Source organism: Dactylosporangium sp. CA-139066, from assembly GCF_050936175.1.
Taxonomy (GTDB): Bacteria; Actinomycetota; Actinomycetes; order Mycobacteriales; family Micromonosporaceae; genus Dactylosporangium.
In genome coordinates this window covers 9,277,156-9,289,803 of sequence record NZ_JBNJNH010000001.1, presented here as the reverse complement: position 1 = coordinate 9,289,803, position 12,648 = coordinate 9,277,156, and the positions used below count along the sequence as shown (strand labels likewise).

9 protein-coding genes are annotated in these 12,648 nt (G+C 72.4%); 7 read left to right on the top strand and 2 right to left on the bottom strand.

What is annotated here, in order from left to right; translation table 11 throughout:
- Window positions 1-178: 178 nt before the first annotated feature.
- Window positions 179-1,570, bottom strand: coding sequence for an IS1380 family transposase (locus tag ACQEVU_RS42530; protein WP_433334052.1), 1,392 nt, complete (start codon window positions 1,568-1,570; stop codon window positions 179-181).
- A gap of 132 nt (window positions 1,571-1,702) precedes the next feature.
- Between ACQEVU_RS42530 and ACQEVU_RS42525 the strand changes: the two genes are divergently transcribed.
- Window positions 1,703-2,137, top strand: a complete 435-nt coding sequence (locus ACQEVU_RS42525; RefSeq protein ID WP_433334050.1) for an NUDIX hydrolase — start codon at window positions 1,703-1,705, stop codon at window positions 2,135-2,137.
- Window positions 2,138-2,683: 546 nt separating this feature from the next.
- On the opposite strand, the gene ACQEVU_RS42520 is transcribed toward ACQEVU_RS42525, so the two are convergent.
- Window positions 2,684-4,339, bottom strand: a complete 1,656-nt coding sequence (locus tag ACQEVU_RS42520) for an alkaline phosphatase D family protein (protein WP_433334048.1) — start codon at window positions 4,337-4,339, stop codon at window positions 2,684-2,686.
- Window positions 4,340-4,461: 122 nt separating this feature from the next.
- On the opposite strand from ACQEVU_RS42520, the gene ftsY reads away from it, so the two are divergent.
- The 6 genes from ftsY (at window position 4,462) to ffh (ending at window position 12,589) form a co-directional block, all read left to right on the top strand.
- On the top strand, window positions 4,462-5,706 hold the full coding sequence (gene ftsY, locus ACQEVU_RS42515; RefSeq protein ID WP_433334046.1) for a signal recognition particle-docking protein FtsY: 1,245 nt from the start codon (window positions 4,462-4,464) through the stop codon (window positions 5,704-5,706).
- 107 nt (window positions 5,707-5,813) lie between these two features.
- Window positions 5,814-6,602, top strand: a complete 789-nt coding sequence (locus ACQEVU_RS42510) for an aminoglycoside phosphotransferase family protein (RefSeq protein ID WP_344611383.1) — start codon at window positions 5,814-5,816, stop codon at window positions 6,600-6,602.
- A gap of 174 nt (window positions 6,603-6,776) precedes the next feature.
- Window positions 6,777-8,165, top strand: a complete 1,389-nt coding sequence (locus tag ACQEVU_RS42505; protein ID WP_433334044.1) for an ammonium transporter — start codon at window positions 6,777-6,779, stop codon at window positions 8,163-8,165.
- Between the two features lie 27 nt (window positions 8,166-8,192).
- Window positions 8,193-8,531 (top strand): P-II family nitrogen regulator, encoded by a 339-nt coding sequence (locus tag ACQEVU_RS42500; protein ID WP_190249674.1) that lies wholly within the window; start codon window positions 8,193-8,195, stop codon window positions 8,529-8,531.
- Window positions 8,532-8,555: 24 nt separating this feature from the next.
- Window positions 8,556-10,811: a [protein-PII] uridylyltransferase gene (locus ACQEVU_RS42495; RefSeq protein WP_433334042.1), complete on the top strand. Its 2,256-nt coding sequence runs from the start codon at window positions 8,556-8,558 to the stop codon at window positions 10,809-10,811.
- Between the two features lie 242 nt (window positions 10,812-11,053).
- On the top strand, window positions 11,054-12,589 hold the full coding sequence (ffh, locus tag ACQEVU_RS42490; RefSeq protein ID WP_433334040.1) for a signal recognition particle protein: 1,536 nt from the start codon (window positions 11,054-11,056) through the stop codon (window positions 12,587-12,589).
- The last annotated feature ends 59 nt before the right edge of the window (window positions 12,590-12,648 follow it).

Sequence of the window (12,648 nt, the reverse complement as noted above, 5' to 3'; positions counted from 1 at the left end):
GTCGCGGCCGCGCGGACGGCCTAAGCCTGGATCCACCGATCGGTGCTGGAGCGCTCGCGTCGTGAGGCATTGCATCGATATGTGCTGATTGAGTTGGTTGGTGGGTGTGATGGACCCGCCGGGCGCTCCGGCGTGCTCCGTGGCGATGGTGGGGCCCGAGGTGGGCGGTTGGTCCGGGTCAGGCTGTGGCGGGTGGTGCGTGGACTCGGTCGAAGAGGGTCTGCCAGGGCTGCTGCCAGGGCCAGTGGGTGGGCAGGTGCAGGATGAGGCGGCGGGCTCGACGGGCCAGCCGGGCCGGGATGGTGATCAGCTGCCGGCGGATGGTGGCGGCCCGGGCGGTGGCGTAGCGGGGGCTGGTCAGGCAGCCGGCGGCGCGGAGCAGGTTGTGGCTCATCGCGGCCAGGGTCAGCCAGGCGGCGTTGGCGGCGAACCGGCCCGAAGGCAGATGCGCGAGGGGTCCGTCGATGAGGTCGGCGAAGACCTGCTCGACGATGGCGTGACCGCGGTGAGTCAGATCAGCATCCACTGTGGATTCCGTGGTGTCGGTGAGAAATGCGTGATACCGCCACAGCGGGAACAACGCCTCCTGACCTTCGGGTGCGGGGTTGCGTTCCTTGACCCGGCGCACGACAAGCCGGGCGGTGATCTTGTAGCGGGTGGACTCGAACGCGGTATAGACCGTTTCGGCGACCTCGGCCTCGGAGATCCAGCCTCCGGTCTCCTCGTCGAACACCGCGCCGGGGTAGCGCACCGGGGTCCACGCGGTCTCGTCGATGCTGGCGATCGCGGCGCGGAGCTTGGGGTTGGACTGCAGGGTGAGCGAGAAGTTCACTCCGGCGTTGCGGCAGGCGGCGGCCACCGGGCCGGAGCCGAACGCCGAGTCGGCACGGACCAGGATCCGGCCGGTGGCGCCGCACGCCCGCGCGGTCGCGATCGCTTGGCGGATGAGGGATGCCGCGCCGCGGGCGGAGCCGGCGTTGCCGCCACGCAGCCGGGTCGTGGCGATCACCGGCGCCGCCGTGGTGGTGCTGATCGTGGCCACCAGCGGGGACAGACCGCGCAGTCGCGCGCTGTAGCCGCCGACCTTGGCGTGGCCGAACGCCGCGCCCTGCTTGGCGTGGCCGTAGACCCGCCGCAGCAACGAGTCCACGTCGACGTACGCCTGCCTGCCCGCGCCGGGCAGCAACGGCGTCGCCGCGGCGAGGGCGGCCAGCAGGTCCCGGGCCGCGGCCTCCAGCTGCAGGGCGTGGCCCCAGGTGAAGAACCGCAGGAACGACCCCAGCGTCGAGGGCGCGGACACCCCGGCGAACAGCGTGGCCATCCCGCCATGCCGCAACACGTCCAGGTCGTCGATGCTGTCCGCGCCGGCAGCCATGCCGGCCACGACGGCGGCGGCCTTGGCGCCCGGGTTCGACCCCGTGGACAGGTCCGGCCGCACCCGGGATGTGACCAACCCGGCCAGATCGACCTGCTCAGCGAGACTCATCACCGGGACCAGGCCGGCGCACGACACCAGATTCGCCTCGTCGAACACCACGTCGACCGCGCGGCGAGCATGCAACAATCGCACCTACGAGATGCCCTCTCGACCAGGGTGATGGAAGCGTAGAGAACTCCCATCCTTCCAGGTCAGAGGGCATTTCCCATACCCTCGCAGCTCACGACGTCATCGTTAGTCGGTGGATCGAGGCTAAGGTGAGGCGTGACCGGTCACCAACTCGCGGTCGGCGCCGTACTGCGCCGCGGCAAGGATGTCCTCCTGATCAGCGACCCGCCGGACTGGGCGCTCCCGGGCGGCGCCGTGGAGGCCGGCGAGCCCCTTATGGCCAAGGTCACTCAGGAGGCCGGCTTTGCGTCGGTGCTGGCGGAGCGCCTCCTATGGGTCGCCCGCTACCCGGCCGGCGGCGTCGAGTACGAGATGCTCGGCTTCGAGGTGACCGGTGTCGGCCCGCACGACGGCTCGGGCGCGTGGGTGCCCCTGACAGATGCCGTCGAGCGCCTGAGCACCATGTGGTTCGCACCGATCCGCGAGCCCGCTGTGGCATATCTCACCGGCCGGGCCCGGGTCGCGACCCTTTGGACCTGGACAGACCTCAACGAACCGCCCGAGATTCACCCCAACGTTCCCTCGTCCTGACGCCGCCTCCGCGCCCGCGCCTCCGGGCCTGCGCCTCCGCGCCCGCGCCTCCGGGCCTGCGCCTCCGCGCCCGCGCCTCCGGGCCTGCGCCTCCGCGCCCGCGCCTCCGGGCCTGCGCCTCCGCGCCCGCGCCTCCGGGCCTGCGCCCGCGCCTCCGGGCCTGCGCCCGCGCCTCCGGGCCTGCGCCCGCGCCTCCGGGCCTGCGCCCGCGCCTCCGGGCCTGCGCCCGCGCCTCCGCGCCTCCGCGCCTCCGGGCCTGCGCCCGCGCCTCCGGGCCTGCGCCCGCGCCTCCGCGCCTCCGCGCCTCCGGGCCTGCGCCCGCGCCTCCGGGCCTGCGCCCGCGCCTCCGCGCCTCCGGGCCTGCGCCCGCGCCTCCGGGCCTGCGCCCGCGCCTCCGGGCCTGCGCCCGCGCCTCCGCGCCTCCGGGCCTGCGCCTCCGGGCCTGCGCCGCGCCTCCGGGCCTGCGCCCGCGCCTCCGGGCCGCTCGGGGCACGCGCCGCAGTCGTCGCTCCGCGCCCGCACCGGCCACGCTGACGCGACCGAGCGTCAGCTCAGCTTCAACGACGCCACCTCGCCAAGCGACTTGTCCGGCCGCGTGCCCTCGATCCGCACATGCGCCGACCGCCCATCCACCAACAGCAGCCCAACGGCGTTGCCGAAGTACGGCCCGGCGGTCTTACGCCACCGAACGACCGGCTTCGGCAGCCCCAGCGTCCGCGCCAGCGACCGCATCATCCGTGCCGCCGGCGGGTTCCAGCCGAACTTCATCGCGGGCCGTACGAGCTTCGGCATGTCGTTGTGGACGGGGGAGCAGGTCAGCTGGTGCACGGCGCTGACGACCTCCGGGCCGAGTTCGGCGCGGGCGGCGTACGAGTGGTGAACATCACCCGACAGGACGCTGATCGTCGCGGGGGCGGGGGAGACGCCGCCGTGGCCGGCGCCGACCTGGGTCAGCAGGGCGCTCAAGGCGTCGAAGGAGCGGCCGAACGCCGCCCAGTGCTCCAGGTCCACCGCTTGACGCAGCTTCTCGCCGAAGCGGCCGACCCAGCCCCGCGGGGACTCTGCCAGGCGCTCGGTCGCGGCCTCCAGGTGATGGATGGCCGGCGGCAGCAGCCACGGCAGCGACGAGCCGATCAGCAGGTGGTCGTAGTCGCCCGGCACCTGCTTGGCGAACCATGCCCACTCGCTGTCCGGCAGCATCGCCCGCTTGCCCTGCTCGAGCTCCCGGGCGGCCCGGTTGTCGACGACCACAAGGCGGGTGCGGTCGATGTCGATGGTGTAGCTCCAGCGGTACGCCGCGCGGTCGTGGTCGGCGCGGGAGCCGAACGCGTCGAGGATCTCGGTTGCGTCGCCGGCCGAGATGACGGCGGAGTAGACGGGGCACTCGGCCAGGGCGCCGGGAGCGAGGTTGCCCATGTGCTGGTACACCCAGTACGACGCGAGCCCCGCCTGGATGCGCTGCGGCCACCAGGACAGCTCGGCCATCTGCTCGCGCCAGCGCTGCGACGTGTTCCAGTCGTCGATGATCTCGTGGTCGTCGAAGATCATCACGCTGGGGACGGTGGAGAGCAGCCAGCGGATCTCCGGGTCGCTCCATGAGTCGAGGTACAGCTTCGTGTACTCGTGGAAGTCCACCACCTGCGTCGTCGGCGCGTCCGCGCGGCGCTGCCGCCGGCGCCTGCGCAGCCAGTGCTGGATCTTTTCGGGGGTCTCGTCGGCGTACACCTGATCGCCGAGTAGCACCAGCAGGTCCGGCCACTCCGTGGGGCCGGCCGCGCGGATCGAGGCGCTCAGCCGGCCGGCGTAGGCGTCCAGCGCGTCCGGCGGGTACCGCGTGACGCTCAGCGGGCTAGCCTCCCGGCACGAGCCGAAGACGAGCCGCACGGGCGCCCCCGTGCGCCGGGTCCGGATGACCGGAGCCGGGAACGGGTCCTCCGGCAGCGGCCAGACCTCGACGCCGTCGATCTTGACCCGGTACGGCGTCTCCGCGCCCTCCGGCAGCCCGGAGACGACGACGAGCGCGTAGTGGTGCCCGTGCACGCTGAACGTCCGCGCGGCGCCGCTACCGGGCGCGGCGTCGACCTCGACGGTCGCGGGGGCGGCCGTCTCGACCCAGACCGTCGCCTGGTCGCCCTCGACCCGCCGCAGCACCGGCCCCAGGACGAGCGGTCCCCGGTCCGTGTCCAGTTCGGTGTCGGACATGACGATGCGACCTCCCGAGGGTGGGGCGGCGAGTGCGAGCGAATGCCATCCGAATGATCCTGCTCGGCCCGCTTCGGCGCCACCGCAGGCCGTTCGCAGCTGCGTCTGGAAGTATTCGTGCCATGGAGTCGTACATCGTCTTCGCTTTGGTGCTGCTCGTCGTGATTATCGGGGGCACCTTAGCGCTGGTCGCGCCCCGTTTCCGCAAGCCACCGACGCTCCCGCCGGCGCCCCCGAAGGCGCCCGAGAAGCCGGAGCAGGCCTCGACGACGGTGGCCCCGCCCAAACCGGAGATCGTCAAGCCGGTCCCGCCCAAACCGAAACTCGAGCCGAAGCTGCCGGCGCCCCCGCCCGTTGCCGAGCCGGCCGCGCCGCCCGTTGTCGAGGCCCCCGCGCCGGCACCGGTGCCCGCGCCCGCGCCGGAGATCGAGGCCCCCGAGCCGACCGCCGGGCGCCTCGTACGCCTCCGTGCACGCCTGTCGCGTTCCCAGAACGTGTTCGGCAAGGGCCTCCTGGCGCTGCTGTCGCGCGACAAGCTCGACGACGACACCTGGGACGAGATCGAGGAGACGCTGATCGGCGCCGACGTCGGCGTACAGGCGACCACCGAGATCGTCGCCAAGCTGCGCGAAGCCGCCCGGATCCATGGCACCGCCACCGCGACCGACCTGCGCTCCATGCTCGCCTCCGAGCTGGTTGCCGCCCTCGATCCCGACCGGGACCGCACCCTGGCCTGCACGCCGCGCGACGGCCGTCCGGCGGTGCTGCTCGTCGTCGGGGTCAACGGGGCGGGCAAGACCACCACGTGCGGCAAGATCGCCCGGGTGCTGGTGGCCGACGGCCACACCGTCGTGCTCGGCGCCGCCGACACCTTCCGCGCGGCCGCGGCCGAGCAGCTGGCCACGTGGGCCGGGCGGGTCGGCGCGGACGTCGTGCGGGGCCCGGAAGGGGCCGATCCGGCGTCCGTGGCGTTCGACGCCGTCAAACGGGGTATTGACGCGGGTGTGGACACCGTCTTGATCGACACCGCCGGCCGGCTGCAGAACAAGGTCGGCCTCATGGATGAGCTCGGCAAGGTCAAGCGGGTCGTGGAGAAGCACGGGCCGGTCGACGAGACGCTGCTCATCCTCGACGCCACGACCGGCCAGAACGGGCTTGAGCAGGCGCGCGTGTTCACCGAGGTGGTGGACGTCACCGGCGTGATCCTGACGAAGCTGGACGGCACCGCCAAGGGTGGGATCGTCATCGCGGTTCAGCGCAAACTGGGCATTCCGGTAAAGCTCGTCGGCCTCGGTGAGGGCCCCGACGACCTCGCTCCGTTCGATGCCCGACAGTTCGTCGACGCCCTGGTTGGCGCGGACGCGTAACCTCGGACGGTACCTTGGGACGGTAAGGCGCGGTCGCGCTCTCTCGGCGACCACCGAACAGCACCACAGCACGGTTCCCCCCGGTCAGGCCAGCGAAGGACGATCACGTGACGCAGCAGGAGATCCCGCTCCACGGCGGGAACACCTCCGTCGTGGTGCGCTCAGGCGACACGGTGCGCCGCAACGCGGGCCCCTGGACGCCCGCCGTGCACGCCCTGCTGCGCCATCTCGAGTACGTCGGGTTCACGGGCGCACCGCGCGCCTACGGCATCGACGAGCGCGGTCGCGAGGTACTGCAGTATCTCGAAGGCGAATGCGGCGAGTATCCGCTCGCGCCGCACTGGGTGACCGACGAGGCGATGGTCACCGTCGCGACCATGCTGCGGATGTTCCACGACGCCCAGGCCGGCTTCCGGCCGCCGCCCAACGCGGTGTGGCGCTCGTTCGGGCCCCCGCCGCCGGACACCGAGGTGATCTGCCACCACGACGCGGCGCCGCACAACGTCATCTGGCGCCCGGACGGCACCCTGTCGCTGATCGACTTCGACCTGGCGTCGCCGGGCGCGCGGATCTACGACGTGGCGTACGCGGCGTGGACCTGGGTCCCGCTCTTCTCCGACCGCGACTCGTACACGCTGGGCTGGAAACGCCCCAACCGCCCGCGCCGGCTGCGCATGTTCGCCGACGCGTACGGGCTGACGCCGCGCGACCGGCACCGCCTCGTGCGTGTCATCCGCAAGCGCATCGTCGACCACATCGAGGGCATCCGGCGCATGGCGGCCGCCGGAGACCCCGCTTTCGTACGCATCGTGCATAAGGGCCATCTGCGTCGCCCGGTGCGTGATCTGCGTCTGATCGATTACGAGCGCCACACGCTGGAATACGCGCTGAGGTAGGCGTTCTTGCAGGTGTGAGCGTTTCTTCACACGCTGGAAACATGACGTGACGCGGTAGAAACCGCGCAACGCCGGTGCGTGAAACGTGGGGCCGGGAAGCTCTCGCGCAACCGGCTGGAGGGCGACGCTGCCTCGAAGGTCGGGAGGGAGGATCTCGACCATCTGGAGGCCCGCGTGCCTGAAGTGAAGATTGACACTGGCCACACCGCGTGGCTCCTTGTATCGACCGCACTCGTGTTGCTGATGACGCCCGGCCTGGCCCTGTTCTACGGCGGCCTGAACCGCGCCAAGGGCGTCCTGAACATGATGATGATGAGCTTCTCGACCATCGGGCTCGTCAGCGTCCTTTGGCTGTTCTACGGCTTCAGCGCGTCATTCGGTACCGACAGCGCCGGGGGCTTCTTCGGCGACCTCGGTCAGTACTTCGGCAGCAAGACCTACATCGACCAGATGTGGGGCGCGACCGCGGACAACCCGAGTGGCATCGGCATTCCGACGTACGTCTTCATGGTCTTCCAGATGACGTTCGCCGTGATCACCGTCGCGCTGATCAGCGGCGCCATTTCCGACCGGGCGAAGTTCGGCGGCTGGCTGCTGTTCGCCCTCGGCTGGGCCACGCTCGTGTACTTCCCGGTCGCCCACAACGTGTGGGGCGGCGGCTGGATCGCCCAGCACCTGCACCCGCTGGACTTCGCCGGTGGTACCGCGGTCCACATCAACGCCGGTGCGGCCGCGCTCGGCGCCGCGCTGGTGCTCGGCAAACGTCTCGGCTGGCCGCGCGAGATCATGAAGCCGCACAACGTGCCCTTCGTGGCCCTCGGCGCGGGCCTGCTGTGGTTCGGCTGGTTCGGCTTCAACGCCGGCTCGGAGCTGACCGTCGACGGCGTCACCGGCCTGGCGTTCGTCAACACCCAGGTCGCCACCGCGGCCGCGCTCCTCGGCTGGGTCATCGTCGAGTGGATCCGCGACCGCAAGCCCACCCTTGTCGGCGCCTCCTCCGGCGCGGTCGCGGGCCTCGTCGCCATCACCCCCGCGTGCGGCTTCATCGACTCGTGGGCGGCCGTGCTGCTCGGCCTCGTCGCCGGCATCGTCTGCGCCCTGGCGGTCAGCCTCAAGTACCGCTTCGGCTTCGACGACTCGCTCGACGTGGTCGGCGTGCACTTCGTCGGTGGGTGGATCGGCTCGCTGTGGCTGGGCTTCTTCGCCAACGACAAGCTGAACTCGGCCATCAGCGGCGCGCTCGGCGCCAAGAACGGTCTGTTCATGGGCGGCGGGGCCGGGCAGCTCGGCTCCCAGGCGGCGGCGAGCGGTATCGTCACCGTCTACTCGTTCGCCATCGCCTTCGCGCTCGCCTTCATCATCGAGAAGACGATCGGCTTCCGGGTGAGCAACGAGGACGAGGTCGCGGGCATCGACATCGCGGAGCACGCGGAGAGCGCCTACGACCTGACCCCGGGCACCGGCAGCACGGGCGGTGGCGCGTTCGCCCTCGCGGGCGTGGGAGCGGGCAAGGCACCCGCGCCGGCGGCGGAAGCCCCGGCGTCGGAAACGGTAGCCGGATAGCGTCGAGGAATGTCGGAGGGAATGGGCATGAAGCTGGTGACCGCGGTCATCAAGCCGTATCAGCTCGACGCGGTGAAGGAGGCCCTCCACGCGCTCGGCGTGGCCGGCCTCACCGTGAGCGAGGTCCAGGGATACGGCCGTCAGAAGGGCCACACCGAGGTGTACCGCGGTGCGGAGTACACGGTGGAGTTCGTCCCGAAGATCCGGGTCGAGATCGTCACCGACGAGCTCGATTTCGAGAAGGTCGTCGACGCCATCGTGACCGCCGCTCGGACGGGCAAGATCGGTGACGGCAAGGTGTGGGTCACGTCCGTCGACGAGGTCGTTCGGGTCCGCACCGGCGAGCGCGGGCTCGACGCCCTCTAAGCCGCCGATCTCTATCCTCATCACATGACGCAACCGTCGGCGCCCGCACCGGTCCTTTCCACCGGGGCGGGCGCCGACGCCCGCACGGAGCGCTCGGCCACGATCGACGAATGGCTCTCGAAGATTTTTTCAGGAGCCGGCGGCGGTACCTCAGGAGCCGCCCTCGTCGCCGTAGGCGGCCTCGGACGGCGCGAATGCGCCCCCCGCAGCGACCTCGACCTGGTGCTGCTGCACGACGGCGGCCCGGGCGCGGAGGCGGCCGCCGACGAGCTGGGCAGCCGCATCTGGTACCAGGTCTGGGACGCCAAGTTCGCCCTCGACCACTCCACGCGCAGCCCCGAGCAGGCGCTCGCCCTGGCCCGCGAGGACCTCAAGGTGGCCCTCGGCCTGCTTGACGCCCGCCTCATCGCCGGCGACGAGGCGCTCATGGCCCGCCTGCACGCCGACGCCGTCGCCCAGTGGCGGCGCGAGGCCCGCCACCTGCTGCCCGCGCTGCGCGCCCTCACCACGCGGCGCTGGGAGGCCCACGGCGAGCTCGCATTCCTGCTCGAGGGCGACGTCAAGGAGTCCCGCGGCGGCCTGCGCGACTTCGGCGTCCTGCGCGGCATCGGCTTCGCCGGTGTCGCCGACGGCCCCCGCCCCGCCGTGCGCGGCGCCCACCGCACCCTCCTCGACGTCCGTGACGCCCTGCACGCCGTGCGCGGGCGCCGCGTCGACCGCCTCCTCGCGCAGGACCGCGACGAGGTTGCCGAGCTGCTCGACTTCGGTGACCGCGACGACCTGCTGCGGCGCATCGCCGAGGCCGCCCGCACCATCGCGTACGCCAGCGACGACGCCTGGCGCGCCGTCGAGCGCTGGTCGGCCCCTCGCGCGCGGGGCCACGAGGAGCGCCGCCCCCTCGCCCGCGACGTCGTCGAGCAGCGCGGCGAGGTCGTCCTCGCCCGCGCCGCCGTCACCCCCCGCCCGGACCCCGCCCTGCCGCTGCGCGTGGCCGCGGCCGCCGCCCGCGCCGACCTCCCGATCGCGCACGCGACGCTGGAGTGGCTCGGCGGCTTCGCCGGCCCGATGCCCCGCCCGTGGCCCGCCCCCGCGCGCGACGCCCTGCTGACCCTGCTCGGCAGCGGCCCGTCGATGATCTCCGTCTGGGAGGCCTGCGACCGCTACGGCCTGGTCGTGAACTGGCTGCCCGAGTGGGCGCGGGTGCGCAGCCTGCCGCAGCACAACCCGGTGCACCTGTACACCGTCGACCGCCACCTGGTCGAGACGGCCCGCCAGGCCGCCCGCCTCACCCGCGACGTCGACCGCCCCGACCTGCTCGTCCTGTGCGGCCTGCTGCACGACATCGGCAAGGGCCTCCCCGGCGACCACAGCGTCGTCGGCGCCCCGATCGCCGCCGCCGCGGCCGAGCGCCTGGGCCTGAGCCCCGCCGACGTCGCGCAGGTGGAGAAGGTCGTCCGCCTGCACCTGCTCCTGCCCGACACCGCCACCCGCCGCGATCTGTCCGACCCCCAGACCATCGCCACGGTCGCCCGCGCCGTGGGCGACGCCTCGACCCTGTCCCTGCTGCACGCCCTGGCCCGCGCGGACGCGGCCGCCACGGGCCCGGCCGCCTGGTCGGACTGGAAGGGCCGGCTCATCGCCGAGCTCGTCCGCCACGTCGAGCGCGCGCTGGACACCGGCGTGATCGACGCCCCGCCCTCGCCCGCCGCCGAGCTTCCGGTTCCGGCGCGCCTGCCGGCGGTACACCTGGAGACCGACTCCGTCGCCGTCACCGCCTCCGACCGCCGGGGCCTGCTGGCGGCGGTGGCCGGCTGCCTGTCGCTGCACCGCCTCGACGTCGTCACCGCCGACACGGTCACCGTGGACGGCCTGGCCCGCATGGTCTGTGCAGTGCAGCCCCGCTACGGCGGCGAGGTCGACCGCGAGGCCGTGGTCTCGGACCTGCGCCGCGCGGTCACCGGCGACCTGCCGGTGGCCGAGCGCCTGGCCGCCCGGGAGCGCTCGACCCGCCGCAGCGCCTCCGCGCCCCCGCGCGTCGTGTGGCAACCGCCGTCTGCGGCGACCGACGCCACGGTCATGGAACTGCGCGCCACCGACACGCCCGGCCTGCTCTTCCGTGTGGCGAGGGCACTGGGCGACGTCGGCGCCGACGTGCGCTCGGCCCGCATCTCCACCCTGGGTGGCGAGGTGGTCGACGCGTTCTACCTGGCCGGCACCTGGGACGCGGACGCCCGCGCCCGCGTGGAGGCGGCCGTCATCCAGGCGGCGACCCCGCACTGAACCGATTACGGCCACCTCGCCGCGCCCGCCAGGCGGTCACCGATCGTTCCTGCCGCTTTCACTCCTAATGTTCCGTATGCGACCGTCTGCGCGGGCCGAGAGCGCGCGCGGAGGCGCCGAACGCCCAGCTGCCGGGCTCGGAGCCGGCGGCGCGCGCGGTCGCGCGGCGACGCGTGGCCGCGACGAGGTGTCGGTGTTCGCGTACCCTTCAAGGGACTCCTACACCCGAGGACGGATCCGTCGTGTTTGACACCCTGAGTGACCGGCTCTCCGGCATCTTCTCGAAGCTGCGGAGCAAGGGGCGGCTCACCGACGCCGACGTCGACGCCACCGCGCGCGAGATCCGCCTTGCGCTGCTCGAGGCCGACGTCGCGCTGCCCGTGGTCAAGGCGTTCATCGCCCGGCTCAAGGAGCGGGCGCGGGGCGCGGAGGTGTCGCAGGCGCTCAACCCGGCCCAGCAGGTCATCAAGATCGTCCACGAGGAGCTCGTCGCGACGCTCGGTGGCGAGGCGCGGCGGCTGCAGTTCGCCAAGAACCCGCCGACCGTGATCATGCTCGCCGGTCTGCAGGGTTCAGGTAAGACGACCCTGGCCGGCAAGCTCGCGCGGTGGCTCAAGGCACAGGGCCACCAGCCGCTGCTCGTCGCCGCCGACCTCCAGCGCCCCAACGCGGTCAACCAGCTGCAGGTGCTGGGCGGCCGGGCCGGCGTCGAGGTGTACGCGCCCGAGCCCGGCAACGGCATCGGCAACCCCGTCCAGGTCGCCCGCGACTCGATGGAGCACGCCCGGCGCCAGATGCGCGACATCGTGATCGTCGACACCGCCGGCCGCCTCGGTATCGACGCCGAGATGATGCAGCAGGCCGCCGACATCCGCGACGCGGTCGACCCCGACGAGGTCCTGTTCGTCATCGACGCCATGGTCGGCCAGGACGCGGTCACGACCGCCGAGGCCTTCCGCGACGGCGTCGGCATCTCCGGCGTCGTGCTGTCCAAGCTCGACGGCGACGCGCGCGGTGGCGCCGCGCTGTCCGTCCGCCACGTCACCGGCCAGCCGATCATGTTCGCCTCCACGGGCGAGAAGCTCGAGGACTTCGACGTCTTCCACCCCGACCGGATGGCCTCGCGCATCCTCGGCATGGGCGACGTGCTCACTCTCATCGAGCAGGCCGAGCAGGCGTTCGCCGATGACGAGAAGGAGCGGATGGCCGCCAAGCTCATGGGCGGCGAGGACTTCACGCTCGAGGACTTCCTCGAGCAGCTGCAGGCCGTGCGCCGCATGGGCCCGATCGCCAACGTGCTGGCCATGATGCCGGGCATGGGCCAGATGAAGGACCAGCTGGCCGAGATCGACGACAAGCACTTCGACCGGGTCACCGCGATCATCCGCTCCATGACCCCGAAGGAGCGCTCCAACCCGAAGATCCTCAACGCCTCCCGCCGCGTGCGCATCGCCAACGGCTCGGGCGTCTCGGTCACCGACGTCAACCAGCTGCTGACCCGCTTCGCCGACGCGCAGAAGATGATGAAGCAGATGGGCGGCATGATGGGCCTGCCCGGCGGCCGCCGGAAGGCGACCAAGTCGCCGAAGAACAAGCGCAAGGGCACCAAGGGCGGCAACAGCGGCATGCGTCAGCCTCGCCTCGGCGGCGGCATGCCCCAGCTCCCGCCCGGCTTCGACCCGGCGACGATGGACCCCAACGCGGCCGGTATGCCGCCCGGCTTCCGCCTGCCGAAGCTCGACTTCTCGAAGCTGCAGAAGCGTGACAAGGACGCCTGAGCCACCCGCCGCGCCGGCGCTGCACGTCCGGGGCACCCTGCTGCCCTCCGGCGAGCGGC